The sequence below is a fragment of the Mycobacterium nebraskense genome, assembly GCF_002102255.1.
Classification (GTDB): Bacteria; Actinomycetota; Actinomycetes; order Mycobacteriales; family Mycobacteriaceae; genus Mycobacterium; species Mycobacterium nebraskense.
Map to the genome: position 1 here is coordinate 67,121 of NZ_LQPH01000125.1, position 26,641 is coordinate 93,761.

General features: G+C 67.2%; 27 protein-coding genes. 5 read left to right on the forward strand and 22 right to left on the reverse strand.

What is annotated here, in order from left to right; all coding sequences use genetic code 11:
• Window positions 1–29: 29 nt before the first annotated feature.
• Both AWC17_RS15575 and AWC17_RS15580 read left to right on the forward strand, forming a co-directional pair.
• Window positions 30–617 carry a hypothetical protein gene (locus AWC17_RS15575; RefSeq protein ID WP_007172311.1) on the forward strand — a complete coding sequence of 196 codons (588 nt, stop codon included), beginning with the start codon at window positions 30–32 and terminating at the stop codon, window positions 615–617.
• On the forward strand, window positions 614–1,981 hold the full coding sequence (locus tag AWC17_RS15580) for a hypothetical protein (RefSeq protein WP_023363493.1): 1,368 nt from the start codon (window positions 614–616) through the stop codon (window positions 1,979–1,981). The genes AWC17_RS15575 and AWC17_RS15580 overlap by 4 nt, the downstream gene beginning before the upstream one ends.
• Window positions 1,982–2,021: 40 nt before the next feature.
• Here the strand turns inward: AWC17_RS15580 and AWC17_RS15585 are convergent, their stop codons facing one another.
• Both AWC17_RS15585 and mobF read right to left on the reverse strand, forming a co-directional pair.
• Window positions 2,022–2,294, reverse strand: coding sequence for a hypothetical protein (locus tag AWC17_RS15585; RefSeq protein ID WP_040624325.1), 273 nt, complete (start codon window positions 2,292–2,294; stop codon window positions 2,022–2,024).
• A gap of 104 nt (window positions 2,295–2,398) precedes the next feature.
• Window positions 2,399–8,257: a MobF family relaxase gene (gene mobF / locus AWC17_RS15590; RefSeq protein ID WP_007172307.1), complete on the reverse strand. Its 5,859-nt coding sequence runs from the start codon at window positions 8,255–8,257 to the stop codon at window positions 2,399–2,401.
• A 254-nt stretch (window positions 8,258–8,511) separates the two neighbouring features.
• Here mobF and AWC17_RS15595 point away from each other — a divergent pair, with 254 nt between their 5' ends.
• Entirely contained in the window at window positions 8,512–8,991 is a 480-nt protein-coding gene (locus tag AWC17_RS15595) for a hypothetical protein (RefSeq protein ID WP_007172306.1), read from the forward strand.
• An 88-nt stretch (window positions 8,992–9,079) separates the two neighbouring features.
• Complete coding sequence (locus tag AWC17_RS15600) at window positions 9,080–9,604, forward strand: hypothetical protein (RefSeq protein ID WP_007172305.1); 525 nt, start codon at window positions 9,080–9,082, stop codon at window positions 9,602–9,604.
• A gap of 356 nt (window positions 9,605–9,960) precedes the next feature.
• Here AWC17_RS15600 and AWC17_RS15605 read toward each other — a convergent pair whose 3' ends face one another.
• The 13 genes from AWC17_RS15605 to AWC17_RS15660 all read right to left on the reverse strand — a co-directional run bounded on the left by AWC17_RS15605 (window position 9,961) and on the right by AWC17_RS15660 (window position 20,212).
• Window positions 9,961–11,007 carry a DUF932 domain-containing protein gene (locus AWC17_RS15605; RefSeq protein ID WP_007172304.1) on the reverse strand — a complete coding sequence of 349 codons (1,047 nt, stop codon included), beginning with the start codon at window positions 11,005–11,007 and terminating at the stop codon, window positions 9,961–9,963.
• A gap of 417 nt (window positions 11,008–11,424) precedes the next feature.
• A complete protein-coding gene (locus AWC17_RS15610) occupies window positions 11,425–11,961 on the reverse strand; it encodes a hypothetical protein (protein ID WP_085164848.1) in 537 nt (178 codons plus the stop codon).
• Window positions 11,962–12,057: 96 nt separating this feature from the next.
• Window positions 12,058–12,402 (reverse strand): hypothetical protein, encoded by a 345-nt coding sequence (locus AWC17_RS15615; protein ID WP_007172302.1) that lies wholly within the window; start codon window positions 12,400–12,402, stop codon window positions 12,058–12,060.
• Window positions 12,403–12,819: 417 nt separating this feature from the next.
• Window positions 12,820–13,767 carry a DUF4192 domain-containing protein gene (locus AWC17_RS15620; RefSeq protein WP_007172301.1) on the reverse strand — a complete coding sequence of 316 codons (948 nt, stop codon included), beginning with the start codon at window positions 13,765–13,767 and terminating at the stop codon, window positions 12,820–12,822.
• A gap of 421 nt (window positions 13,768–14,188) precedes the next feature.
• Window positions 14,189–14,362, reverse strand: a complete 174-nt coding sequence (locus AWC17_RS32745) for a hypothetical protein (protein WP_007172699.1) — start codon at window positions 14,360–14,362, stop codon at window positions 14,189–14,191.
• 34 nt (window positions 14,363–14,396) lie between these two features.
• The gene (locus AWC17_RS15625; RefSeq protein WP_023363543.1) at window positions 14,397–14,855 is read right to left on the reverse strand and encodes a hypothetical protein; all 459 of its coding nucleotides are present in this window, start codon (window positions 14,853–14,855) and stop codon (window positions 14,397–14,399) included.
• 420 nt (window positions 14,856–15,275) lie between these two features.
• A complete protein-coding gene (locus AWC17_RS15630) occupies window positions 15,276–15,578 on the reverse strand; it encodes a hypothetical protein (RefSeq protein WP_040624393.1) in 303 nt (100 codons plus the stop codon).
• An 82-nt stretch (window positions 15,579–15,660) separates the two neighbouring features.
• Complete coding sequence (locus AWC17_RS15635) at window positions 15,661–16,122, reverse strand: hypothetical protein (protein WP_023363541.1); 462 nt, start codon at window positions 16,120–16,122, stop codon at window positions 15,661–15,663.
• Window positions 16,123–16,543: 421 nt separating this feature from the next.
• Window positions 16,544–17,521, reverse strand: coding sequence for a DUF3560 domain-containing protein (locus AWC17_RS15640; protein WP_085164850.1), 978 nt, complete (start codon window positions 17,519–17,521; stop codon window positions 16,544–16,546).
• Between the two features lie 120 nt (window positions 17,522–17,641).
• Window positions 17,642–18,004: a hypothetical protein gene (locus tag AWC17_RS15645; protein ID WP_023363538.1), complete on the reverse strand. Its 363-nt coding sequence runs from the start codon at window positions 18,002–18,004 to the stop codon at window positions 17,642–17,644.
• A 422-nt stretch (window positions 18,005–18,426) separates the two neighbouring features.
• On the reverse strand, window positions 18,427–18,840 hold the full coding sequence (locus tag AWC17_RS15650) for a hypothetical protein (RefSeq protein WP_023363536.1): 414 nt from the start codon (window positions 18,838–18,840) through the stop codon (window positions 18,427–18,429).
• Between the two features lie 29 nt (window positions 18,841–18,869).
• On the reverse strand, window positions 18,870–19,265 hold the full coding sequence (locus AWC17_RS15655; protein WP_007172420.1) for a hypothetical protein: 396 nt from the start codon (window positions 19,263–19,265) through the stop codon (window positions 18,870–18,872).
• A gap of 407 nt (window positions 19,266–19,672) precedes the next feature.
• Entirely contained in the window at window positions 19,673–20,212 is a 540-nt protein-coding gene (locus tag AWC17_RS15660; RefSeq protein ID WP_007172419.1) for a hypothetical protein, read from the reverse strand.
• Between the two features lie 338 nt (window positions 20,213–20,550).
• Here AWC17_RS15660 and AWC17_RS32750 point away from each other — a divergent pair, with 338 nt between their 5' ends.
• Entirely contained in the window at window positions 20,551–20,709 is a 159-nt protein-coding gene (locus AWC17_RS32750; RefSeq protein ID WP_023363534.1) for a hypothetical protein, read from the forward strand.
• Here the strand turns inward: AWC17_RS32750 and AWC17_RS15665 are convergent.
• The 7 genes from AWC17_RS15665 to AWC17_RS15690 form a co-directional block, all read right to left on the reverse strand.
• Window positions 20,685–21,401: a chymotrypsin family serine protease gene (locus tag AWC17_RS15665; RefSeq protein WP_007172417.1), complete on the reverse strand. Its 717-nt coding sequence runs from the start codon at window positions 21,399–21,401 to the stop codon at window positions 20,685–20,687. The genes AWC17_RS32750 and AWC17_RS15665 overlap by 25 nt on opposite strands.
• A gap of 23 nt (window positions 21,402–21,424) precedes the next feature.
• The gene (locus AWC17_RS32090; RefSeq protein ID WP_007172416.1) at window positions 21,425–21,595 is read right to left on the reverse strand and encodes a hypothetical protein; all 171 of its coding nucleotides are present in this window, start codon (window positions 21,593–21,595) and stop codon (window positions 21,425–21,427) included.
• Window positions 21,592–22,878, reverse strand: a complete 1,287-nt coding sequence (locus tag AWC17_RS15670; protein ID WP_007172415.1) for a toprim domain-containing protein — start codon at window positions 22,876–22,878, stop codon at window positions 21,592–21,594. The genes AWC17_RS32090 and AWC17_RS15670 overlap by 4 nt, the downstream gene beginning before the upstream one ends.
• Window positions 22,878–23,171 (reverse strand): hypothetical protein, encoded by a 294-nt coding sequence (locus AWC17_RS15675; protein WP_007172414.1) that lies wholly within the window; start codon window positions 23,169–23,171, stop codon window positions 22,878–22,880. Before AWC17_RS15675 ends, AWC17_RS15670 begins: the two co-directional genes overlap by 1 nt.
• A gap of 33 nt (window positions 23,172–23,204) precedes the next feature.
• Window positions 23,205–23,438: a glutaredoxin-like protein NrdH gene (nrdH, locus tag AWC17_RS15680; RefSeq protein WP_007172413.1), complete on the reverse strand. Its 234-nt coding sequence runs from the start codon at window positions 23,436–23,438 to the stop codon at window positions 23,205–23,207.
• Between the two features lie 763 nt (window positions 23,439–24,201).
• On the reverse strand, window positions 24,202–25,848 hold the full coding sequence (locus AWC17_RS15685; RefSeq protein ID WP_007172412.1) for a ParB/RepB/Spo0J family partition protein: 1,647 nt from the start codon (window positions 25,846–25,848) through the stop codon (window positions 24,202–24,204).
• A 576-nt stretch (window positions 25,849–26,424) separates the two neighbouring features.
• Complete coding sequence (locus AWC17_RS15690; protein WP_007172410.1) at window positions 26,425–26,637, reverse strand: hypothetical protein; 213 nt, start codon at window positions 26,635–26,637, stop codon at window positions 26,425–26,427.
• Window positions 26,638–26,641: the final 4 nt, after the last annotated feature.

Consider the following 26,641-nt stretch of genomic DNA (forward strand, 5'->3'; position numbering starts at 1 on the left):
CGGCCGTGGTGTCTCGGTATGGTTTTCCCATGTCGTTGCTTGCGACGTCGCCGATGATTTCGGATGTCTGGGTGGCTCAACGGCTGCCTGACTTGCCACCGGCCCGTGAGTTTCTGATGTCAGCCGGGTTCGGCGGGGCTGCGGCCCTGCTGGCAGCCCTCGTGTTGGCCGCCGTCGCACTGTTTGCGGTCGGGCGGGCCACCAAGCGCTACCAGCAAATTCGTGATGCCGAACGCGACAATGCGACAGTCCAGCAGTGCTGGCAGCGGCTGGTGTGGATAGTGGAAACCGCCGGTGTAGAACCGGCCGACAACCAACGCGCCACCGTGGGATTGGGGCCAGAATTAGCTCTCGAACTGCTGCGGGGTTTGTTGCGCGACGCTGAGGATCTGCGCGCCGACACCCTCGCCGAGGCGGTCACGGTCTATCTGAACGAATTCTCGCGGCTCTTGGCCCACCAGGGCAGCGTGCCCTCAGAACCGTCCGCTACAGCCCCGGCCGACCAGCGGCCACGAGGAAATCAGCCCGCGGCCGAACCGGCACAGACTAATGGCGCACCGCCCGAGACCCCCAGCAAAGTGGCGGTCGCCAGCGATCGCCGCCGTCAGCGCCGATGACACACCTGCGGCAGCACATCGAGGAACTCGACGTCGATCGCTGGGCGCCGATCACCAAACGGGCCGCCACCGCCGCGGTCGATGCTGCGCAGCGGCACGGCAAAGCCTCGCCTGCAGAGGTAGCCGCGGCGGCCGCGATGAGTGAATCTGAGCTCATCGAGCACCGCAACCGCGAAGGCCCAGCACCGCAACATCTTTCACCGGTGATGCGGCTTGTCGAGGCCGATCATCGTCGCGCGGTAGCCGAGCATCAGACGCGCCAGGCCCAGCAGCTCCAACGCGACGCGGAAGCGGCCGCACAGATAGCTCGCAGCGAGGCCGCGGAGTCCGCCCGGGCGGCCGCCGAGGCCCGCGAACAGGCGCGCAGAGCAGACACCGCGGCCGCGAGTAAGGCCGCCCAACACGCCGCCGAACTTCGCAGCGCCCAACAGACTTTGGACGAGCTGCGCGCCGAGCTCGAACAGGTACGCGCCGACGCCGCCACCGAGCAGACCACGGCCGCCGAGCAGCTGCGCGCCGCCAATGAGCGGGCCGAAGAACGAGCTGCAGAGCGCCGCGAGGAACGCGCAGCCGCTCAGCAAGCCCTCGAAGAGGTCCGAGCCGAGCTCGAAAGGGTACGCGCCGACGCCGGCGCCGAAGTAGCAGCCGCCCAGGAGCAGGCGCGTGCCGCACAGGAACGCGCCGAACAACGCAGCGCCGAGCGGGCCGCCGAGCGCGGTGCAGCGCACCAAGCCCTAGAAGAGTTGCGCGGCGAGCTCGAAGAGGTCCGCGCTCGCTCGGCGGCCGAGGTCGCGGCCGTGCAGGGCCGCGCCGATGGCGAGGTTGCCACGGTGCGCGCTGCACTGGCACGGGCCCGGGCAGAAGCTGACGACGCTGTGACGGCTCTACATGCGGCTCAAGCAGAGGCCGCGCAGGCACGCGCAGAAGCCGAGCAGGCCCGCCTGGCCGGCGCGGGCGCCCCGGATCTGCTCAGTGTTCCTATTCCCGCCCCGGAAGTGCGGGCGCATACCGGCCCGATCGAAGACGCGCTCTCGGCGGTCGCTGCCCTTGACCAGGTACTGGAAGCCGGCATGATCAGCGACGGTCAGCCGGTCGACGGTGAGGCTGTCCGCGCCCTGGTGGCGACGGTGCAGCGGCAAGCCGCCGATCTGTCTGAGCAGTTACACGCCTTGTCGGCCCGGTACAGCGATGGTTGGCAAGCCCACGCCGCGCACACCTACGTGGGCGCGGCTACCCAGGCATACGGCGGCCTGCTGGCCCGAATCGCCTCGGCGACACAGCGGCTGGGCCAGCAAGATCCGACCGGTGACGCGGTGGCTGAGGTGGTGACGGCGATGCTCGACGCTCATCCTTGGCGGCGTTGAGACCGACCGGACGCCAGATGGCGAATTTCGCCACCAAAACCTACACGGGTGGGACGGCACGCAGCAGCTGATCTAGATGCGGTGCGGCGACGCTGTGCTGGTAGGCGCTAAGGCAGTCAGTGAGTTCAGCTTTGAGGTCGGCGGGCAAGGGCACGGCGTGCTGCACTAGCGCGCGCAAGACAGTGGTAATGGCGCGGTAGGAGTCACCTGCACCGAGCACGGCGTAAAGCTGGGCACTTTCGGCGGCGGAAAGAGACGGGCTGGTGACGTCGACCAGCTTCCACGCCAAATCGGCTTCGGCCCAGGTGTCCACATGGTTATTGTCGCGGGACATCGATGAAAGCGCTGCCCGACGCGAGACGGTGGTCTGGGCCCGTGCCGGGAAAAATTACACTGCTGCACCCACACGGTGGGCGGTTAGAGTTCGAGGCCGTTGCCGCGGTCTTGGTCGCGGCCGCGTGCGCGGTCGCGGGCAGCGATGGCATCCAATCGTGCTGTGCTGGTGGCGATGTCGGCCAGCTGGCCGAGAACCTGGTCGCGTTGGCGCAACAGTTGCTCGGCGCGGCTGCGCTCGGTGCTGGGCGTGTTGGTGGCGGCCACGTGGTGGGCGGCGCGGTCGATGGCGGTGCGGGTCTGGCGATACTCGGGGTCGGGGACGCCGAGTTGCTGGGCGTGCGGCAGGTCGTTGGCCAAGACGGTGAGCAGCGTGTGGTCGGGTTGCTGTTCGCCGGGGGTGGCGATGAGCAGGAGTTTGGTGTTGGTGGCGGCGGCGCTGTGGGCGAGCCAGCGCAGCTGATCGGCGGTGAGGGCATGGTCGTCGTCGACGATGAGCAGGCTGCCCAGCGGTAAGGTGCGGTGCTTGCTGGTGACATCGTCGCGGTAGGCGTCGATGGTGGTGGTCGCGTCGGCGTAGGTGCGCTCGGCGGACTCGGTGTCGGTCACTGCGATGGCGGGCTTGTTGTGGTGGTGGGCGGTGGCGGCCAGGGCGGCCAGTGCGGCGGTTTTGTCGGCGCCCGGGTGCACGTGGAGCAGTTGGACGCTGTGGATGTTGGTGGTGATGGCGGTGACTGCGCGACGGTGCTTATCGTCGAGGGCTTCAAGGGCTGCCGGCGGGGGGCTGTACATCGCGGCGGGGCTGGCCGCGCTGGCGGCGGCAAGGAAGTCGACTTCGGCGTGGAGTTGGTCTAGGTCGGCGCCCAGATCGTAGGTGTGGGCGGGGGTTTGGGCCAGGGCACGGGCCGCGGCGGCTTCGGCGCGGGCGAGTTGGTCGTCGAGGGCGCGGGCCTGGCGGCGGGCGGCATTGAGGGTTTCGGTGTCGGCGCGCAGTGCGTAGGCGCGCCGGTCGTGCAGGTGTTGTTCGGTGACGATGCCGGCCGCGCCGCCGACGGTGGCGATGAGTTCGGCGCGGGCCTCATCGAGGCGGGCGCGGGCGGTGCGCACGGCGGTGTCGACCCGCTCGGTTTGTGCGCTGGCTTGGTTGTGGTGCTGCTGGTAGCGGTCGGCGGCGTCGTGTTCGCCGCGTTCGGTGGCCGCGGTGATCGCGGCCTCGAGCTGGGTGAGGAGTTGGCGGTGTAGCTCGGCGGTGTCTTCGGCGTGCACCCAGCGGGTGTGCGCGGCGGCTAGGGCCTGCTGGTAGGGGCGTTGGTCGACGAGCTGTTGGTGCAGTTGGGTGAGCTCGGCGGCGGCTGCGCGTTCGGCGGGCCCGCCGCCGCCGGTGAGGATGGCGTCGGCGAGCTGTTGTGCGTGCTGGTGGGCGGCGTCACGGTGGGCCCGCAGGCCGGGGATGTCGATGTCGTCGACGCGGGCGGGTGTGGCGGGCCGGGTGGTGGGCAGGTCGGCGATGTCGAGGCCGGCGAGGTCGTCTTCGACAAAGCCGTAGGGGTAGTCGTAGGGGTCGGGCGGGGGCTCGTGCAGATCGGCCTCGCTGATGAGGTGCTCGTTGAGGTCGAATTGTTGTTGGCCGGTGGGTGTTTCGGCTTGTTCGGCGGGGTGGGGGACGTCGGAGTCGATGGTGGCGGCGTGGTGGGCGAGCAGCTCGACGCGGTAGGTGAGCAGGCGGGCGTACTCGTCGGGGCGGATGGTTTGGGTGGCCGAGATGTCGTGGAGGTGTTCGGCGGCCGCGGCGAGCAGATCGTGCGGGGGCCAATCGGCGGCGGTGACCGCGGCGACCAGCCCGGGCCAGGCGGGATCGGTGATGACGGCCTCGGCGATGCGGGTACCTAGGAAGTGGTGCAAGTCGGCGGTCCAGGCGGGCCGCAGCTTGGTGTCGGTGCCTTCCAGTGAGGGGGGTGCCAGCGTACCGGCCAGTCGCCACCACAGGGCCGCGGCGGGCATTTCGGCGGGCAGGGGCCCATGTTGGGCCACGGCGTCGTGCAGCAGGGCGGCGACGTCGGCGCCGGCGCGGGCGGCGCCGTCAAGGTGGGTGGCCAGCCGCGGCCAGAACGGGTCGTCGGCGATGTGGGGGTCGAGGGTGGCGGTGAGTTGGCGCCAGCGGGTGGTGTCGGCGCCGGCGCGGGTGAGGGCGTCGTCGAGGCGGGTGTGGATGGCTTGTTGGACGATGGCTGAGCGGGTGGCGTTTTGGTGGGGTCCGGTGATGCGGGTGTCGGCTGGGTCGACGTTGTGGGCGGCGCGGAAGACGGCGATTTCGGCGAGCAGGTTGCGGTGGTCGTCGAGCAGGGGGCGCGCCCATGCCGGTGCGGTGGCGGCATCCCAGCCGCGGGCGGTGGTGCGAATGTTTTCGGCGAGTTCGCCGACGAGTTGAGCGCGTTGCTGCAGGCAGGTCGCCCACGTTGGATCGGCGGCCAGGACGTCGGGGATGGCGGGTAGCCAGCGCAGCGGGCCGAGGTCTGCGGCGGTGTTGCCGATGGGGGCGGGCAGGCGCCAGTCGAGTACGGCGGCGGGGTCGTGCGCGTCGCCGAGCTGGGTGGCCGCGGCGTCGTGTAGGGCGGCGATGGGGTCGTGTCCTTCGATGGCCAGCAGGGCGAGGTGGCGGCGCAGGACGGGCCATGCTTGGGCTTCGGTCACCTGGTGGGGAAGCGCGGCGGCGGTGGTGTCGATGCGGGCCATGACGGCAGGGCCGGCGTGGTGTTCGGCGCCGGCGGTCAGGGCGTCGGTGTACATGTCGGCGACGCGGTGCAGCCGGTTGAAGGGGTCGATGTGGGCGGCGGCGGCGCTGTGGGCCGATAGTTGGGCTCCGTCGCGGGCCAGGATCGCGGAAAGAATGTCGACGGCGGTGGGGGGGTGGGTGGCTTTGGGCGCCAGGATGCGGTGCGGGTCGGCTTCGGCGGTGGAACCGTAGCAGTGGTTTTCGGTGCGGCCGCGGGTTAAGGCCACGTAGAGCTGTTGGCGGGTGAGGCGGTCGGAAAGGACGGTGTGGCAGGTGCCTTCGATGTCGCGGCGCCCGGCGGTCATACCTTGGGCGGCGTTGATGGTGCTGGCGTAGCCCAAGGTGGTGTGGGTGCCCACATAGCGGGCGGGCAGTCGGACCGGGGTGGCTCGCCCACGCAACGGAACAACGGTCAGCGAGCCGTCTTCGTGGACGGTGCGGATGATCCAGCGGTGCCCGTTTTTGACCCATTTGCCGCGTTGTGCGGTGCGCAGCCAGCGGGCGTTTTTGCGGGTGGCGATCCAGTCGCCGGCTGAGGCGGTCAGTCCGTCGGCCAGGGTGACGGTCGTGGCGTCTGCGGGGCTGGTGGGTTGGCTGGTTGTCTGGGCTAAGCGGTCGAGGCGGGCGCGTTCGTTGAGTTCGGCGACGAGCTCGTTGGTGGGGGCTAACAGGATCGAGTCGCGGCCGGCGGCGATGTCGGCCGACCAGGCTCGGTAGGCCATGTCGGCGGCGGTGGCATCGGCGCCGACATGGACGCGGTGGTGATCGATGTAGAAGCCGATGCCGGCGGGGTCGCCGGCGCGGATGGCCAGGCTGGCGGCGGCTTCGGCTTGCCCGGTCTCGGGGTGAGTGAAGCGCACGACGGTGCTCAGAGTGACGGTCTCGTAGCGATCGGCGAGGTCACGCAGGATGCCGCCGGCGGAGATGGAAGCCAGCTGCTGGTCATCACCGATGAGGCGCACACTGGCCCCGCGTGCCAGGGCGTGGGCGATCACGATGTCGAGATCCAACGTGGAGGCCATACCGGCCTCGTCGATGATCAGCAGGGTGTCAGAGTCGATGGCGGTGAACCATTTTCGGGCCGGATCATCGGCGGGTGCGGGTTCGCCGGCGCGGGTTTCGGTGAGCTGGACGAGTTTGGCGATGGTGTCGGTGGGAGCGTTGAGGTCGGTGTTGAGAACTTCGGCCGCACCGGCGGTGGGGGCCAGCCCGATCACGTTGCCGCCGGCGTTGCGCCAGGCGCCCGCCAGTGCGGCCATCGCGGTGGTTTTCCCGGTGCCGGCCGGGGCTAGGGCGAGCTGGACGCGGGCCCCCGAAGACGCCATTTCGCGTACCAGCGCCACCTGGCCGGCGTTGAGCTCGACGTCTTGGTTGGCTTGGTATTCCAGCAGCGCCAACCCGATGCTGGTGTCATCGACGGTGCGGCCATCGCGCAGCCCGGCGGCCGCCAAAATCCGCCGCTCCGCCGACAAGATGTCCGCGCTGCTATACACCGTGGTGTCGTGGCGGGTGTAGACGCTGGAACCGTCGCGGCGGCGCAGGGCGGCGGGCTCGTTTTTCTCCGCGTCAGCATCGGTGGTCAAGGCGACACTGTGCTCGCTTAAAGCGCTCGCCACGAGCCGGTTGACCAGTTCGGGGCCGCCGGGGTGGTTGGCGTAGCGCAGCTCGCGTTGGGCTTCGGCGCGGACGTGGTTGATCGTCCAGGTGGCCCGGGATTCTGAGACGGTGGCGATGATGGCGGCGGCGTGCTCGTGGACCCATTTGTCGGTGATCTCGACCCGTTGGGACACCGCCTGATTCGTGACGTCGGCGACCATGGCGGTCAGGGCGCGCTGGCTGCCCAACACCTCGACGGCCTGCACCCGCCACACGTGGCGCTGTTCACCCAGCGAGCGCGGTTCGTGCTTGGCTTGGCGGGTTTCCAAGGTGGCCCGTTGAGACAACGCGAGCATCTCGACGACGGTGGGTTCACGGCCATGGTCGACCTGGAATTGCTTGGCCAGCTCACCGACACGATGGTCAATGGCCGCGCTTCGCGAGGAGAATTTCTCGATCAAAGCTGTAGCCATGCCGACGATTTCGCGCACCGGGCGTTTGCCGCGTTTGGCGGGGGTTTCGGCGAAACGCACACCGAGCTTTGCGATGAGCAGCGCTTCGATGCGGGTGTTGTAAAACTCTGATGCGGCGACGGTGGCGTGGTGCAGTGGGGTGCCGTCTAAGGCCAGCCAGCGCGGCACCCCATCGGGGCCAATGACTTGTACCTTGTTGCTGACCGCGGCGTGGGTGTGCAGGTTGGGATCTCCGGCGCGCGAGTCGCGGTGATCGAAGGCCGCCACGATCAATCCGGTGCTGTTGACTTGGGCTACGCCGTGGGCCCCCATGCGCGCAAAGGCTGCTTGGTCTTCGAGAAATTCCAGGGTTTCGGCCACGGCCTGGCGGTGGCATTCCTCGATCCCTTGGGCGATCGGTGTCGGCGCGATCGCCCACAGCGCCGAGACGGATTTGACCGGGGTGAAGGTGAGGTCATAGCCGGCCACCGCGGTGGTGGCCGCGCGGGAATTGCTGGCGATAAACCCCGACAGTTCTCGTTCATCAGCCGGTGGGCGAGAGTAGGTTTCGGTGAACATTTCACGCGCGAGTGCGGTGCGGATGCGGGCCTTAATGTCGGCGGCGAGGCTGGCGTGCTCCTCGTTGCCCACGGTGGTGTTGTAGTCGCGGTAGGCCTGGCGCAGCCGGGTCATGAACTGGTTTTTGGTGTTGTTGGTAGCGAACGGGCGGCCTAGCCGCACGGCGGCGATCTTGCCCGCCTGGGCGAGGCCAAATCCGGTGAGATGGTGGGTGATTCGGTCGGCGTTGGGGTGGAGTCCTTCACCGAAAAGGGCTTTCATTTGGTCTTCGCTGACTTGCGATCCGTGCGGCACCGACCACAGTTGCGCGACCAAGGGGTCTGCGGGGTCGCGGGAGACGGGCTGGCCGAGTGCGGCCAGCCCGCGGCCCATCCAGGTGCCCGGAGATTCGCCTTTGGCGCTGTAGTACTCGCCCAGGCTGGGACGGCCCCGGTCGGTGGCATCCGAGGCGGCGACTTGGCGAATCAGATACATGTAGCCATCGCCAGCGGTCAACTTGTGTAAGCCCATCACCGCCGCATCACCACCAATCCACCGTGACATGTGCTTGAGTGTTACGCGACGCCCGCGCGACACGAATATCGCGTTCGTTAGGCCACCTAACTAGCGTCCGTTACCAAACCGTGACCTGAGTGCAAGAGGTGTGATGTGCTGGAGGCGGGTGAAGTTAGGGTACCCTAAGTGGCGGTGGGATGGTGTGGCGAGGGGTCGGGTCCGGGCATAGCAGGTGGTGGCGGTGGTGAGATTTTTGGGTTCGGGTGCGGCGTAAGGGTTTTGCGGGCTTTACGGTGTGAGACATGGGAAACAAGGCGGTGAGCAAGCAAGCCCGGCGCGCGGCGCGGGAAGCGGCAACAGCGGCGCAAGACGAAGTGATCCGACGCACGAAGGCCAACGTCGAGGACTTAGCGACGTTCTTCGATGCGCGCGACCGCGCCGAAGCGGTCGATGCGTGGCTGGCCGAGCGCCAGCAGGCGCTGGCGCAGCAGGCCGCACAGCGGCGCGCCAACCAACGGGTCAAGGCAGGCGCGGCGCTGCGCGCGATGCGTGACCGCGGGGAAACGCTACGTGAGATCGGCCGCATGGCCGGGCTCAGCGAAAAAGCGGTGCGCGACTTGATTCGTGAAACCGAATCCAGCGAGCAGGCCGCGGAACCGGTAGCGGGCGCGGTTACACCGGCGCCGGCGGTCACACCAGAACGCGTGGGCGGCAAAGGCGATGACGCACAGAGCCCACCAGCGGATGCGTTGACAGCGGAGCCGATACCGGCGCACGCGTAGCCGGGCCTCGCAAGGTTGTCAGTGCCGGCGGGGATGATGACGGCGACGGGCGGCGCAGGGCCGCAAGGGAACCGAAAGCATCGGGAGTATGGGGGTTTCGGAACCGCTACGGCTGGTGGTGGATCGGCGCGTGCACGCCGAGGAGTTAGGTCGGTTCGAAAACAACGTCGTTCGGGGCCCGGGCGCCGACGATTGCGCGATCTGGTGTTCGGCGATCGGCGGGGACGGGTACGGACGGTTTTGGGTGTACCGCGGTGGTGCGCGGATGATGGTGCGGGCCAACCGGTATGCGCTGGCCGCCTCGCTGGAGGGGAAGGCGTTAGAGCCGTGGGTGCGCGCCCTGCACGGCTGTGACAATCCGGTGTGCGTGCGAGCGAGTCTGCCCGACGAACTCGGCTTGCTGCATGTCATCGGCGGCTCGCAGCGCGACAACATGCAGATGATGGCGCGGGCGCGCCGCGGCGGGGGCCGGGTGCTGGTGCGCCGGGGCGATCACGGAGTCATGGCGCGGCGAGCGCGCGCGGTGGCGCTGCGCGATGCGGTGCGCCACGGATGGGATGCCGAAGCCGTCGAGGCAGCGCTGCTGGGCTCTACCGACCCGACACTATGGTGAGCGGCCGGGCACCAACGGATTTGGCCGTGGCAGCCGGTGGCGTGGCCGTCGAAACCCAGATCGCGGCCCGAGGCCTAGAAAGAGCGCCGGGGGGGCGCGGGGATGGGCGCGTAGTCGAAGCGCGGCAGCGAGGCGGCGCGGCGCGGCGAGCCGGCGAGTGCCGGCGAGGATCGCGGACAAGACTCGAGGCCCCCCGGGTCGGGCTGAGCACGTCCGGCGGCGGGAATCGTGGCGGCGGTGGCGAACAGGTGGCGACGTGCGGCAAGCAACCGTGATGCGGGAAGAAAAAAGGGGGCCCGGCCAACCCCTCGTGGTGGGAGAGGGCTGGCCGGGCCCGGGTAGACCACCGGGGGCAGCTAGAGGGTCTGAAGCATCCGGAACGCTTGAGCTTTCAGCGATTGTCCGCTGGCCGCGGTGGTGATGTTGCGCAACGCGCGCGCGGCGCTGGCGTCGGTGGCGGTTTTGGCGCCGCGGACTGGAACGACGTGGTCCAGGTATTCGGTGACCGCGTTGTAGGCGGCCCAGCGGGTGCCGGCGATGGGCGCGATGGTCTCAGAGGACGTCCACAGTTTCACGATGCTGTTGGCGCGTTCACGACGGTGGCGGCGCGTGGCGGTAGTGCCCGCCGAGTCGACCTCGAGCAGCGTGTTGGCGAAGCTGCGCATCTCCTCGGTGTCCATCGGGGCGGCATAGAGCGCAGCTGCCTCGGCTTCGAATGCCTCGATGTAACGCCAACTGAGCTTGAGGGCGTTGCGGGCCTCGGCGATGGAGGCTCGCGCGCCGCCGGTGTGGCGGATGGAGAAGCTGGACTTGGCCGACCGGATCGCCGCGCTTTGGGTGTTCGCGCAGACAATGCGGATGGGCGACAGGAGGAAACGGAAGGCTGCACTGCCATCGTGAGAATTTAAGGCCGCGAGGTAGAAGTCAGTGCGGTCTTTGCTGCCGTCCTTACCGTCGAAGACCATGCTGCTGGGCAGCTTCATGGTGACGAAGGTTTCCCGCCCGCCGCGCAGCGCGCCGGCGGTCTCGAAGTGGGCGCCTCCGCTTTGGTCCACGAGGGCGTCGAGCAGGTCGCAGGAGGCCTCGTTTTGGAGGGGCTCGTACTTGCTGCCAACGACCCCGAGGACGTCGAGGCGACCGTTGATCGGGTTGGTGCGCACGGTCGCATAGAAGTCGGGCACCACCAGAGGCGCCGGCGTGGTGACGCCGGTGTCGTCGATGACGGGTTCCTGGGGAACCTGCAGCGGCATTTTGCGGACGTTCCAGCCGGCCATGTGCGCGGCTTCCAGTGCCTCGCGGGCGGTCATGGTGTGGCCAACGGTTTGACCGAGGCGGTGCCAGTGGTCGCTGCGGGAGTTAGCGAAGGAGACGTGCCCGTTGGTGGTGTCGAGTTCGTGTGCCATGAGAGATGTTCCTTTCCGGGAAACTGTGTTTTGTTCGCGCCGGTCAGCGCTGGGGTGCGGGTAAGCGGGTGAGGGTGGACGCTCAACCCCGAAGAGTCCCGGGCCGGGAGCTCGCCGGGTTTTCGGCCCGGGCTCGCCGGCGCGCAGCGCCTTCGGGCGAGCTTCCGTAGGGCCGAAAACAGTCACTCGGCACGGCGATGCCCGGCCCGGGCGTGGGTTGAGGGGGCGGGCCCCCGCCCGATTACCATGAGCACCCCGCTGACAGGCAAATGAGGTGAGGGGCTACGGGTTTGGTGGCCACCGCGAGGTGGCCAGTCCGGTCGCGCGGGGCGCGCCGGCCACCGCGGGGAACCGGAAGAAAAAGGGGGGCCCGGCCAACCCCTCACGATCGGAGAGGCGGCCGGGCCCGGGCGCCGGTCAAGTCCATAACAGGCTGGGGACTTTCGTCCAGGTGTGGCCAGGGTGGGTGTCGGTGAGGTAGATGCGGTCTCGTGTCCAGCGGCCGGGCCTGCCGTATCCGTAGGCGGTCAAGACGGGCAGCATGTTTCGGGGCTGCTCGTAGTCGTCGAGGGGCAGGGCGCTTTTGTCAAAGTACTCGCGGCGGTCGGCGTTGCACACGTAGATGTGGGCAGCGGGGCGCGAGGACGGCCGGGGGGTGTTGGCTGTGATGCCGGCAGCGTGGTCGATGAGGCCTTCGAACCGGACGAACTGGTGGGGTTGGATAGCCCAGTACAGATTGGTGTCCTGTCCTGGCTCGGCGGGGGCGTAGTCACCGGCCCACACCAGCCGCGATCCCCCGTCGAGGGCGAGCAGTGTTTCGACGGCGGCGAGGAAGGGTGTGCCTTCGCGGGTCTGGACGCCCAGGCGTTCACTGATCCCGTAGTCCGCGGGGTGAACTGCGCGGGTGATGCGGCCGGCCTGGTCGAGAAATGTCGCGATGTAGTACTCGCCCATGGGTGAATTCTCCTTCGTGTGACTGAGGTTGGTAGGTGAGAGGCGGTGGTGGTTGGACAGGGTGCAAAGTCGGGCCTGCCCAACCACCACCGGTGGCTAGTGATAGAGGGCGCCGTGGAGCCGCTCGGCGGTGAGCAGCTCCCAGCCGCTGGAGGCGCACGCCCAGGCGGTCTCGCCGATGACCACGACGTCGCCGACGCTGAGGCTGCGGTGACCGGCGAGCCGGTACTTGAGGGCCCATGGCTGGTCGGGCTCATCGATGTTGAGCTGCTCAAAGACGAGTTCCAGACAAGCCTTGATCTGCTCGGTGCTGGGTGGGCACGCCACGGTCAGCGTGAATCCCGCGGCAGCGGCAAGCTGCGCGGGTGCGAGCTCTCCGAAGCCGTGGAACTGATGGGCGCCTTCGTTGAGGTACACGGTGGTGATGAGGTCGTAGGACATGCGATTTCTCCGTTCTGTGCGGTGCTGGGCGCGCCGGTCAGCGCTGGGGGAGTGGGCTAACCGGGTGAGGGTGGGCGTGCAACCCCGAAGAGACCGACCCGGTTACTCGCCGGGTTTTCGGCCCGGGCTCGCCCGGCGCGAAGCGCCATCGGGCGAGCTGCCGTAGGGCCGAAAACAGTCACTCGGCACGGCGATCACCGGGTCGGGCGTGGGTTGCGCGGTCGGGCCCCCGCCCGGTTAGACTGCGACCCTTGCTGACGGCAAACAAGGTGAGGGGCTACGGATTTGGTGGCCACCGCTGAGGTGGCCAGTCCGGTCGCGCGGGGCGCGCCGGGACCTCAGCGGGCCGGAAGAAAAAGGGGGGCCCGGCCCACCCCTCACGATCGGAGAAGTGGCCGGGCCCGGGACATGTTGGGGTTATTCGGGGTTGGTGGCGTCGACGATGGCGCTGCGGATCTGTTCGGGGGGCATGCCTGAGCGCAGTGCGGTCAGCAGCATCAGCGCCAGCCGCGGCGGCGGGGTCTTGGTGGCTTCGGCTTCGTCGAGTGCGGTGCGCGCCGCGATGGCCGCGCGCACGCTGTCCTCGAGCAGGCAGTAGCAGGCGGCGGCGATCGTGAGCGCTTCGGCGCGGGGCTGGCCGCGCAGGCGCCGGCCGATGTGAGTCCACAGTTGCGCGCCGGCCTCGGTGTGTTGGGCGGCGGCGATCATGGCGTCACGCACGGCGACGTCGGCGGTGATGGCGATGCCGGCGCGGGTCGGTAGCGTGCGACTGATCTGGTGTCCCTCGAGTGCGGCGGCGATCTCTGCTGCGGCACCGATGACAAGCTCGCCGTGGTCGCCGAGGGCGATCGGCGGGGCTGGCGGCAGGGGCGCGAATTCGGCTTGGATGTCGCTGCGCGCCGGGCTGACTCGTTCACCGCCGAGCACCCGGTGCGCGGTGACCAGAGAGTCGGTGTAGGGGTAGGTGGGCCCGGTTGCGCCGGTGTCGGGGTCGTACCACTGGCCTTCGGTGGTGACATCACGAGTCATCAGGCGGCGCAGCACTGGAATCCCGGCGGCGCGCAGCGCGTCGCTCAGGGCGTCGAGGACGGTGACGGCATGCCATTCGTAGCTTTCGTCGCACACGGCCAGGAGCACGGCGGCGTGGTTAGTTTCGGGCCGCAGGTTGCATGTGGCCGGGAAGTTGGTGGCTTGTTCGGCGCTGATCGTGACATCGAAGCGAATTGCGCTGCGGACCACCAGGTCGCTGGTGTGGGTGTCACGGTGCAGCATGTAGGCGACGACGCTGTTGGTGGGTGCGAAGCCCAGGAATGCTGCTGCGGCGGCAACGATGTCGGCTTCGGTGCGCAAGGCGGTGGTGGGCATAGTGTTGTTCTCCGTTCTGTGCGGTGAGTGGTGCGCCGGTCAGCGCTGGGGGAGTGGGCTAATCGGGTGAGGGTGGGCGGTCAACCCCGAAGAGTCCCGCGCCGAACGCAGCAGGGTTTTCGGCCCGCGCTCGCCTGGCGCGATAGCGCCATCGGGCGAGCTGGCATAGGGCCGAAAAGGTCACTCGGCCTGCGTAGTTCGGTGTGGGCGTGGGTTGACCGGTCGGGCCCCCGGCCGATTAGACTGCGACCCCAGCTGACGGCAAACAAGGTGAGGGGCTACGGATTTGGTGGCCACCGGCAGGTGGCCAGTCCGGGCGCGCGGGGCGCGCCGGCACCTCAGCGGACCGGAAGAAAAAGGGGGGCCCGGCCAACCCCTCACGATGGGAGAAGTGGCCGGGCCCCGGGAATGGTGATACGTGTCAGTCGATGTCGCAGGCGGCGTCGCGCAACGCCTCAAGTAGATCGACGTTCTCACCGAGAGTCATGGTGTCGTGCCCCCACTGGCTGTACGTGCCGGTGAGGGTGTCGATGTAGAACGGGATCTCAACGGTGCGGTTTTCGACACCGCGCGTGATGGTGCCCTCGATGATCATCGCGTATCTCCTTTCAGGGTGGGCGACTGCGGGTTTAGGCGCTCCGCCGATGGGCGGCGGGCAGGCTGATGCGGGTAATGCCCCACGGGGCGCGGTCGTAGCCAGAGAGCGCCTGGACCAACATGTTCTGCAGCTCGCGGCAGAATGCGTAGGCCTCGGTGTGCTGCCAGTCCTTGGGTTCGCAGGCCTGATATTCGAAGCACTGCAACGCCTTGAGTACTTCGATGACCGACCAGCTGGTGTGCAGGGGCCGGGTGTAGCGGTACTCGTAGGGCTCGTGGATGGGGTTGTTGAAGTAGCAATAGTTGACCGAGGCGGTGTTGGCGTCGACGAGCATCTGGCCAACCTGGTCGAGGTTGTCGTCGGTGAGCTGGTTGACGCGGATCGGGTTGTCGAAGACCCAGGTCAGGTTGCCCAGCGGCCGGTGGAATCCTTGGTGGCCGGCCCACAGCAGGACGTTGATGTGTTCGGCTTCGACGACGTATGCGCTCATTGGTGTGTTCTCCGTTTCGGATGGTGATGTGGTGCGCTGGTCAGCGCTGGGGTGCGGGTAAGCGGGTGAGGGTGGGCGGTCCACCCCGACGAGTCCCGCGGCGGGTGTTCGCCGGGTTTTGGGTCCGCGCTCGCCGGCGCGAAGCGCCCTTCGGCGAGCTGGCATTAGGACCCAAAACAGTCACTCGGCACGGCGAGGCCCGGTGTGGGCGTGGGTGGACCGGTCGGGGTCCCCACCCGCTTACCATGAGCGCCCCGCTGACGGCTTAAAAGGGTGAGGGGCTACGGATTTGGTGGCCACCGGCAGGTGGCCAGTCCGGTCGCGCGGGGCGCGCCGGCACCTCAGCGGACCGGAAGAAAAGGGGGGCCCGGCCACCCCCTCGTGGTGGGAGAGGCGGCCGGGCCCGGAGAGGTCCTTGGGTTAGGTCAGGCCTGCCGCGCGGATGCGGTCGCGGATCAGCGCCAGGTCGACGCTCCGTTTTATTGGACTCACATAGTGACTGGCCCAATTTTCAAATCCGTTTATCGCGGCTTCCACTTCGCTTATTTGGACCTCAGGGCGGGTGATCGCGATTTCGTCCCCGTTCTCGCGGTCGTAGGCCTTGGCCACGACGGCGACAAGTTGTCCGATTCCGTCGACAGTTTGTCGGAACCGCATCTTGCGGCGCTTGCCGTCGGCGGGGTCAATGAAGTACCAGCCTTGGCAGTAGTCGATGTCGGTCATGTCGATCAGTCCTTTCTGGTCGGGATGGTACGCGGCCGGGCCGACGTTCACGTGTGACGCTGGCCCGGCCGCGAAAGTGGGGTTAGGCCGCCAGCAGGGCGGCGGCGGCAATGTGGTCGAGGGCGGTGTCGAGGTCCTCGTGGACGACGGAGGGTTGGTTGTCGACGGTGACGGTCCACATCGGCTGGTCGCCGATTCCGGCGGTCAGAGTGCAGGTGTGGCCGGCGTGGGCGGCGCGGTAGGACCAGTCGTGGCCGGGGACGGCGTGAAAGGTGAGTTCACTGGCGCGGACCTTGAGGATTCGGGTGTGCGGCTCGGTGTTGAGGTCAGGTGCGGTCGCCTCGACGGCGGCCATCTGACCGTGGGCATCGGTGGCGAACAGGACCAGGCGGTGCCCACTTTCGCGGGTGTAGTCATGCACGGTGGTGAGCCCGATGTCGCCGTGGTTGTGAAAGAGAATTCGGGTGATGCCGTACTGCTGGTCCTGGATGCGTCCTGCGGCCTCGTCGACGAGGTTGAAGGCGAGCTCGAATTCGTGATCCATGATGTTTGTCCGTTCTGTGCGGTGAGTGGTGCGCCGGTCAGCGCTGGGGGAGTGGGCTAATCGGGTGAGGGTGGGCGGTCAACCCCGAAGAGTCCCGCGCCGAACGCAGCAGGGTTTTCGGCCCGCGCTCGCCTGGCGCGAAGCGCCATGGGGCGAGCTGGCATAGGGCCGAAAAGGTCACTCGGCCTGCGTAGTTCGGTGTGGGCGTGGGTTGACCGGTCGGGGCCCCCGGCCGATTAGACTGCGACCCCAGCTGACGGCAAACAAGGTGAGGGGCTACGGATTTGGTGGCCACCGCCAGGTGGCCAGTCCGGTCGCGCGGGGCGCGCCGGCACCTCAGCGGACCGGAAGAAAAAGGGGGGCCCGGCCAACCCCTCACGATGGGAGAAGTGGCCGGGCCCCGGGAATGATCTGAATGCCGTTATCCGTCAGTCATGGTGGTATCGCCGGCGGGGCGATGGCCGGAGATCTCGTGGTAGCCGATCCTGTCGGTCCACGAGGCCAGCTCGTGCCGGCGGACCGACACGGTTTTGGAGTTGACCCGAACCACGGGGTACCAGTGGCCGCGATACTTGATGAGGTCACCTTTGGTGATGCTGTCGCGGCTGTGCGGGTTGGCGGCGCCGGATGCTTGCAGATCCGCGTAAACCGCTTTCCAGTAGGCGATTTGATCGCCACGTTGGGCCATGCGCGCGATCACCTGTTCACGGTAGGACCCGGAGGCGGGGGCGAACTCGTCGACGTATTCGTAGGTGGCCGTGCGCGCGACGACGCGACGGTAACCATCGAGAATGCGTTGATCGCCACGTTGCTCGGCTTCCAACTTCTCGATGCGGTTCTTCACCGTCACCGGGTTGTAGCGGTGAGCGGTGGTGGTCGCGGCGGCCTGTGCGCGGCCCTGTGCCTGGTGGGCGAGATCGGTCGCGTCAATCGCGCGGCGGGTTGCGTCGTGGGCGCGGGTGATCGCGTTACGGTGGCGGCTCTCGCTGTGATGGCCGATCTTGATCGGCTCTCCACCGGGAGGCAGGGCCTCTACGGCGCGCTGCTCGGATTCCCAGGCGGCCGAGGCGGCGGCGGCTTTGCGGTCGGCTTTGGCGGCCAGGGCGTCGGCGCGCTGCGCCTGGCGGTGAGCGCGGTCGGCTTCGGCCTCGGCTGTGGGGCGATGAGTGTCGTCGACGTCGACAGTTACCGTGTGGCCGGCGGCGCGCAGCGATTCGGCGGCACGCTCGATTTTGTATCGGTTGGGTTGACGATCGCGGCTGCCGGCGATACCCCATACACCGAGTGTGCGAAACCAACGGAATCCGGCGGCTTTGAGGATGGTGTTGGTGCCGTCTCCGCGGGCGGTGCCGTGTACGAGGGTTCCTTCATCGGCGGTGTGGGTGATTTCGATAGTCATTGGTGTTGTGCTCCTGGTCTTTTCGGGTTGAGGGGTGGGGTTGTTGGGATGAAAAGAGCCCGGCCGGCTTCTGAGTGATGCGGAAACAGGCCGGGCCCCGAGTTCGTGGTGAGGGCGTTGTCACGCTGTGACGAGTTGTCGGTGCACGTTTCGGCTGGCGTTGCCTTGGGTCAACCCGAGTCGCGAGGCGACGCGTGCCACGGTCCGCGAGGTTGTGTGAAGGCGCCAGGCGATGAGCTCTGGGTCGATTCGGCCATACATGCGTCGCACGGCTTCGTCACGGTCTTTGCCGCGCAGCGGCAGGCGTAACCCGTCGTTGGCGACTTGCAGGACAGCAAGCTCGTCGACGTCGGCCATTCGGTCGTCTTCACGGTGCCGCTCGTGCCTGTGTGGGTCGTGTGCTGACGTCTCGGGGGAGGACAGTGCTTGGGCTTCGTCTGGGCCGGTGATGGCCCATGGGTCTGGGGTGCTGATAGTGGTCATTGGTGTGTTCTCCGTTTCGGATGGTGATGTGGTGCGCTGGTCAGCGCTGGGGTGCGGGTAAGCGGGTGAGGGTGGGCGGTCCACCCCGACGAGTCCCGCGGCGGGTGTTCGCCGGGTTTTGGGTCCGCGCTCGCCGGCGCGAAGCGCCCTTCGGCGAGCTGGCATTAGGACCCAAAACAGTCACTCGGCACGGCGAGGCCCGGTGTGGGCGTGGGTGGACCGGTCGGGGTCCCCACCCGCTTACCATGAGCGCCCCGCTGACGGCTTAAAAAGGGTGAGGGGCTACGGATTTGGTGGCCACCGGCAGGTGGCCAGTCCGGTCGCGCGGGGCGCGCCGGCACCGTGTGAGCTGGAAGAAAAAGGGGGGGCCCGGCCAACCCCTCGTGGTGGGAGAGGCGGCCGGGCCCGGAGAGGTCCTTGGGTTAGTACGGGTGCAGCTCGGCGTTGACTTCAGCGGCGGCCTCGGCGACGTCGTTGAGCAGGTCGACTTCCGCTTCGTCGAGTCGAGCGACGTCGCAGGTGCTGTAGTTAGCGTGATCGAGGACCGCGCTGCGTTCTTCTCGCAGCGTGTGCAGTCGTTTGAGGGCCTGGTCGAGCTCAAGGCGGGGATGGGTTTCGCGGCGCACGTGCGCGATGACGTGGCCGAGGTAGTCGAGGATTTCGCGGCGACTTCCTTGCAGGGCGAGACCGTCGCCGTTTCCGTTCCACAGTCCCAGGACGAAGGGCCCGCTGACTGCATCTTCGTCCTCGGGGTGGAATTTCTCGATTGCCCGCTCGCGCGGGTGCAGGGTGTAGAGGCTGTCCGCGGCGTGGCCCCATTCGATGTGATTACTCATGGTGGATGCCTTGTGTGAGGTAGGTGGTTTCAGGCGACGACGTGGGTCAGGTGCGCTTGGATGCGGTGGTCGAGTTTGAGAATCTCGATCATTGCCGGCGTCTCGGTGTGCTCGCGGCGGACCGCGACGTCGACGCGGGTGATGATCGTGGCCGCGATGCCGGGATTGCCACCTTTGAGGGCGAACGCAGCGGCCAGGGTGAGGGCTTCGATTCGGGCCTGTCCGCTGAGGTGATCGCCGATACGGCCCCACAGCAGTGCGGCCCGTAGCGGCCGGCGCTCGGCGATCTTGTAGAGCAGGGTCTTATAGCTGTCGTCGACCAGGAGTGGGGCGGCGAGCTCGGCGAGGCCTCGGCTGGGGTTGCAGGTCCCGTTGACGAGTTGGTTACGCAGATCAGCCAGGATCGCGATGCGGTTGTAGCACATGATGTTTGTCCGTTCTGTGCGGTGATGTGGTGCGCTGGTCAGCGCTGGGGGAGTGGGCTAATCGGGTGAGGGTGGGCGGTCAACCCCGAAGAGTCCCGCGCCGAACGCAGCAGGGTTTTCGGCCCGCGCTCGCCTGGCGCGAAGCGCCATGGGGCGAGCTGGCATAGGGCCGAAAAGGTCACTGGGCCTGCGTAGTTCGGTGTGGGCGTGGGTTGACCGGTCGGGGCCCCCGGCCGATTAGACTGCGACCCCTGCTGACGGCAAATAAGGTGAGGGGCTACGGATTTGGTGGCCACCGGCAGGTGGCCAGTCCGGTCGCGCGGGGCGCGCCGGCACCTCAGCGGACCGGAAGAAAAGGGGGGCCCGGCCACCCCCCGATGGGAGAGGCGGCCGGGCCCGGAATGTGTTCAGGCCGCTCGATAGTCGGCGTCGGTGGGATCGGCTTTGTAGCGCTCACCGTCTGCGAAGACCGCGATCGCCACTCGGTGGACCTGTCGAAACGCGTCGATCATCGACAGGATCGCGGCGCGGTCACGCAATTGCCAGGTGATCGGGCCGGTGTAGAGCTCGACCCAGTGCAGTTTCGCGGTCTTGAGCTTGTTGAGCGCCGACTGTGCCACGACAGCGTAAGCCGGTGCCCTCGTCCACTCGACGCCGAGCACTGCGCGGCCGGCGGGCTCCTCGGCCACGGCTCCAGCGGTGGGGATTTCCGCGGGGACATGGATCATCTGAGTGCGCGCAGCGACGAAGGCCTCGAGCAGGCCCTGGGCTGTCTGGCAGTTCTGCAGGCTCATGTGCATGCCGCCGACCGTGATGCCGATACGGGCGGACGGGGTGCGGGCGTGGTGCACGGTGATGTCGGGTTCGAGCTGGCCTTTGATGGACACGATGCTGTGAGTAATGACGCCGGCCGGCGTGACGTAAATGGGTGTGGCGGATTTCGTCATTGGTGTGTTCTCCGTTTCGGATGGTGATGTGGTGCGCTGGTCAGCGCTGGGGTGCGGGTAAGCGGGTGAGGGTGGGCGGTCCACCCCGACGAGTCCCGCGGCGGGTGTTCGCCGGGTTTTGGGTCCGCGCTCGCCGGCGCGAAGCGCCCTTCGGCGAGCTGGCATTAGGACCCAAAACAGTCACTCGGCACGGCGAGGCCCGGTGTGGGCGTGGGTGGACCGGTCGGGGTCCCCACCCGCTTACCATGAGCGCCCCGCTGACGGCTTAAAAGGGTGAGGGGCTACGGATTTGGTGGCCACCGGCAGGTGGCCAGTCCCAGCGGCTGTACGCTGGTGTGATGTTTGAAGAGGCCTTCGCGCGTGACCTCATGAAGGGGCCGCAGGGTGTTGCGGTGCCGGCGATGACCTGGTTGGTGACCGGGCAGTGGCCGGTACCGGAGTTGAGCTTCGACGTGTCGTATCCGCGAGCTGATTACTCGGGATTGCTGGCGTTTTGACCGGGTCGTTCGGGCGCGCTAAGTGCGCGAAGGCCACTGGATAGTGAGGCGAAGCGGCCGTACTGTTGGCCGGCGGCGGTGGTTTTTTCACCTAGCCAAATCCCGATGATTTGCGCGTAACCCTGTGAGGTTGGCGTCCACACCGGGCCTCCGGAGTCACCGGGGATGCTGGGCGGCATCCCTGTGGTCAGGTATTGGTCTCGGCCTTGGGCGGCCGCGATTTGTCCGCAGTGCTGTCCGCTGGAAACTCCGATGCGGCAGACAGTTTCGCCGACTTGGGGTTCGGGATGGTCGTCGGTAAAGAGCGTGTGGTTGGCGTCGATGAAGGCCGATGCCATGGAGTTGGTGTTGAAGTCGATCAGCGCGTAGTCGGCGCCGCCGCTGCGCGGCGACTCGAAAATGGTGCGCACGAACTTGCCGGTGAGTCCGCTTCGCTTGTCGCGCGCATAGCCTGACGCGGGGTCAGAGCGGCAGTGGGCGGCGGTGATGGCGTAGGTGTGCAGGTCCGCGCCGGTGTAGACGTAGCCGATGGTGCAGAACTGGTTGCCTCCGGTGGGGTTGATGTAGTCGACCTCTTCGCCGGGGCTGACCACGGCTAGCGCGGCGTGTGCCGAGGGTGGACCGGCTAGAGCCAGAGTTGCTGCGGTGAGCACCCCTGCGGCGGCGGCGAATCGGCGGGTGATGGCGTGCATGAGTGGGGTCACCTTTCCGGGGGTTAGGCGGCGCGAGTGTGGCGCAGGCGACGCTCGGAGCGTAGTTGGGCGCGGGCGGTCATGCTGTCGATCCAGGCGCGGGCGGTGTTGGCGGCGGGCCCGGGCCGGCCCGGCGCTGCGGCGATGGCTGCGGCCGCGCGGTTGGTGATGGCGATCTCGAAACGCGTTGTCATGCAGACTCCTTCAACCGATCATGGCCAGCGTGTATCGCTGGCCTGCGTGTGTTGTTCCGGTAGTCAGTGGTGAGCTGCTCGAGGAGGGCATCAATGGCGGCCGCCTCGGCGCGCTGCCTGGGTGAGGGCTGCTCGCCGATGTCGTGGTGCAGGTCTTGGTGGGTGTGTTGCACTGTGCGCAGTTGTTCGGCGGCTTCGGCGAGCCATCGTGCGGCGTTGCGTGCGCTGCCGGGTACCAGGCCGCGACGGTCCTGGTGCGCGCGGGCTTCCTGCAGGGCGACGTCGAAACGCTCGGCGGCCACCCGGGCTTTGGCGGCCGCGGCCAAGGTGTGCAGTTCGGCGGGCGTGATGACGGAAAGGCCTCCGAAAAGCTCGGCGCGGTTCCACAGGCCGGCGTTGACGTGATCGGTGACGTCGGCTTTGTCGACGTCGAGGGCGGGTAAGAGCACCACGACTTGGGCAGTGATGCTGCGTAGGCGTGCATAGAGGTTGATCGCCCGCTGATAACCGGCGAGGTCTCGGTCGGCGACGATGGCGACCTTGAGTCCGGCGAAGTCGTCGACGAGTTCGGCGGGGAAGTTGGCGGCTCCTTGGGCGTTGGTGGTGGCCAGCCGGCCGAGTGCAGTCAGGGTGTCGGCGTCTTTTTCACCTTCGGTGACCCATATCCATGCGCCGCGTGTGGCTGCGGCCGCAATTGCGGCGGGCCGGTATAACACCGGGGTGAATCCGTACGGCTTGCGGTACACCCACTGGCCTCCGTCGCGGTAGCGCTGCCGGAACTGTTTGTGGGGTCGACCAGTGCATGCGCATTCTTCGCGGACGACCTGCTGCACCGGGGTTCCCGTGGGGGTCAGGTAGGTGTAGACCCGGGCCCGGCGCCAGTGGTGGTTGGTGTCTTCGCGCCCCGCGGTGATGCGTGCGGGTAACGGCCCTGGCCCAGGAGTTCGCCTGGCCCTGGGCTGCGTGACGCGAGGCCAGCGTTGCCCGGTTGCGGGGCTGGGGTTGTCGAACAGATCGGCCAGGCGCAGACCCAGTGCGGCCGCGATGGCGGCCGCGGGGGCTTGGCAGCTAAAGCAGTGCAGCAGGACCGCACCGCCAGTGCCGGCGCGGGTGTTTTCTCGCCACCCAACCGACAGCGAGGGGCAGTGGTCGGTGTGCAGGGGGCAGCTGGCCATGAAGGCCTCCGAACCACGCGGGCGGATGGCGTGCCCCGCTGCTTGCAGGGCGTCCCGCACGTGGTCCAAAGCGGCTCCGGGACTGTGGAGTTGGTGTGCGCTCGCCATCACGGTGTCTCCTGATCGATAACGGTGTGCACCACCGCGTAGGCCGCACGGGTGTGGCGAATGCTCTCGTCGAGGAAGGTGGCAACATCGCGGCCATCGCGACCCTCCACAAACTCGACGTCGTAGACGCTGTTGCTGCGCAGCTGCGCCAAGGCGCCACTCGCGTCTTGCAGGGCCTTGACTGCCGTAGAGATGTGGGAAAGCAGATGGCTTCGCGTTTCAGCGATTCGCTCGATGGCGTCGAGCTCGGTGAACTCGGCGACGGCTTGCTCAAGCGCGGTGTCGGTGTGCATGGGTGTGAGTCCTTTCGGTCAGGGGTGCAGCTGTTAGGCGGCGGCCAGGCCGGCCAAGCGATCCGGGCGGAACCCCGACCAATGCACCGTGGGCGAGACATAGACGACGGGTGCGCCCAGATAGCCCAGACTCATGACGTATTCGCGGGCCTCTGGGTGCTCGGTCACGTCGACTTTCTGGTAACTGATTCCCTTTTTATCCAGCGCCCGGAAAGTCGCGTTGCACTGCACGCAGGCAGGTTTTGTATAAACAGTGATCGGGGACATTACGAGCCTCCTTCGCAAATGGTTGGTGCTGCGATTGATAATTCAATATTACTGCCGTGATTGTCCTTATGCCATAGCCGGGAGAAAGAAATTCGACCACTTATCGACATTCTTTGGAGCTGCTTCCCGACACGTATGCGCCATTCTCTTGGGCGGTGAGCTCTGCTCAACATCGGTGAGGAGAAAGCGTGTACTACCAGCCTCGTTGAGGCGGCCAGCGCCGACTACGGCTCGCCTTTGAGCCAACCGGAACCCTACATACAGATTCAGGCTGATTCTCGCCCAGGACGATCTGGCGGTAACCGTAGCGCGACAACATACTCGCCAGTGATGCCTATCCACGTTCGCCTTTCATTCACCATGCGCCAACCACAGATGTGACTCATTACCGTATTCCTTCGATAGCGCTTCCTGTTATTTGATGCCATTCTTTTGCCCTTCTGGCATTGGGGATATAGACCGGCCCGCGGGTCGTGGAATGCAAGGCCCGGGCGCGAAGTTTTCCCAGTGAGCGCCAGCGAGCGGCTTGGGGAAAAGTTCGCGAGCCACCGGCCCGCAGCAGCGCGGAGGCCGGCGCCTTGCAAGTAGCGACCCGGCCGGTCAGAATCGAAAGCCCAGAAGGCAGAACGTGTTTAGCCGCCAACGGCGGGCATCGTGATGCTGCTGCCGCCGCAGCGAACACGCAGCAGGGCATGACGGGGGCGGATCGCCATCGCCCAAGGTGGGGCCAGAGCCGCAGCCCTGACCCCACCCGAGCGGCGCGCTACTCCTTTACCGCATCAGCCAAGTACTGCTCATACACCTCGTCGGTGCTTTTGGCCTTGGTCACGACTTCCTCGACGGGAGCCAGCGGATAGTCGTTGTCGGCGAGCCAGCGCAGGTACTCAGCGCCGCCGACGTGATGGCCCCACCAGCCGCTGTTGTTGCGCCAAGCATCCTTGGGGGTGCGCGATTCGAGCGCACCGAGAATCAGGCCCAGCGTGATCACCTGCGCGCGTGCGTCGCCGTTGGCGGGTAGCTCGGCCACGAGCTTGGCCACGGCCTGGCCGCTGTCGAGTCCGAGCAGTTCGGCGGTGGTGTCCAGCGCGTTGTTGTTCGTGAGCAACGCACTGTCACGGGCCAAGCAGTCCGCCACGAAGAGACCGGCGCCCTTGGGAGGTGTCTTTCGCGCCAACAGCTTCTTGACGAAATCACGCCGCACGCCAAGGGCCGCATCACCGAGCTTGTTGAGCGCCAACACTTTACGGCGCTCACGCTTTTCGGTCTCGGCCCGCTCGATCGCCGCCTGCTGGCGTGCGGCTTCGCGGGCCTCGTCGTCCAGGTCGACTGCTTCGCCGGTGTCGGTGTCCACCAGCCCGGCTTGCCGCGCGAACCAGCTCTGCGGCGTCAGACCGGCGGCGCGGTAGTCGAGGCAGTAGTAATCGGGAGTGAACACCTGCGCCTCGGTGACCGTGTTGGCGTGGCGCATCCCCTCTGCGGGTGTGGCGTCCGGCTGATCCTCGGTCTCCCAGTCCACGCTCTCTTCGTCAATCACTTCACCGGTTTCCACGTCGCACCATGCGGTGTCCTCAACGAGCAACACAGCCCAATGGGCGGGGTGCGTCACCGCGTCGTCGTCGGCTTCCTCCCCGTCAGCGGTCACCAGGTGATGCAGCGGGATGCAAGCCGGGTCCCACGAATCCGGGCGCTGCTCAAGGAGAGTGAACCCCTTGTCGGCGTAGGCCGGGGCCACTTGGGCGCGGGCCTCGTCAGTGGCACGTTGCTGGCGCAGTTGGGCGACCGTGTGCTCGAACCAGCCGCTGTCAGCCGCACTCATCAGCCGCTCAACGGCACCGGGCATGTCCTCAAACTCGGTGATCGCCGCCGCTTCGACCAGGCTCAGCTGGCCACTAGCCAGCGCATCCATGGCCGTCGCCGACCGCGAGGCCGTGTGGGCGGCCTTCACAGCGTCCTTGCCCACAGACAGCTTCTTGGCCACCTTGGTCACCGACATCCCCGCATCGATCATCTGCTGGATACCGCGCGCCCGTTGCGCGTCGGTGATGTCGAGCTTTTGATCGTTGGTGACGATCTGGTGCACGATGCGGTCGATGGTTTCCTGGGTGGCATCGGCAGCAGTGGACGGCAGCACATAGACGGGGACGCTGGATAATCCCGCTTCGCGGGCAGCAAGAGTGCGCCGCTGTCCGTTGCGGACACGGATGACCTCGGGCCGTTCCGCGTCGCGGACAGCCGTAATCGGCACCAGGACGCCATTTTCGGCGATGTTGGCGATGAACGCCTTGCTCAGCGCGGCATCGTCGCGAACATTGTCACCAATGTCGAGCAACGCCGGATCAAGGTGTTCCAAGGTGCCGATCGGCTGGTCAGTGGCATTGCCCGCAGTGTCGGTGCTGGTGATGTCGGTCATGGTTGAACCTTTCTGGGTGGGTCAGGCGTCCGCATGGCCGCCTGTTCTGTTTGCCTTCTGGCAATTGAGATTTGGGCCGGCATAGGGACGCGGAGTGCAAGGTCCGGGCGCACAGTTGGCCGCCGCGAGCGAAGCGAGCGTGCCGGGGAACTGTGCGAGCCTTGTGCCCGAAGCGAAGCGCAGGCCGTGGCCTTGACGCGAAGCGGACCGCCGGCATAATCGAAAGCCAGAAAGGCAAACAAACATGGGCTTGGGCAAGGCCCAAGCCATTCAGCAGCGCCGCAGGCGCTTCAACTTCAATTCCCCGCTACCATCGCAAAAATGCGGCTTGTGCAGACCCGGCGCGGGTGGGAAGAACACCGCCCGTCGCACTGTCCGGAATGCGGCGCGCAACTCGGAGCGCACCAGGTGCTCGTTGGCATAGCACACTGCCGTTGCGAACGACGAATGCACCGCTCACACCGTTGCCAGCACTGCCAGTACACGATTTACACGCCGTCCCTTGGTGATTCGTGCACGCTGCAAGCTCTTGATGGACGTTAAAGGCGGCGCCGGAATGTCTTAATTGCCCAACGCTTATGAATGGAGCTGGGATAACAGGGGCATGAGGTACTTGCCGACAGGGTCGAAGATGAACATGGCGGCCCAGACCATGGCGTCCATCACGGCGGTGGCGATGAGAGCCGAGACCGGCGCCCGCATGATGCGCAGGATCAGCAACGGCGCCATGATGCCGGTGACGTTTATCAGGATTAGTACCAGAATCTGCATTCGCTCGGCCTTCACCATTTCA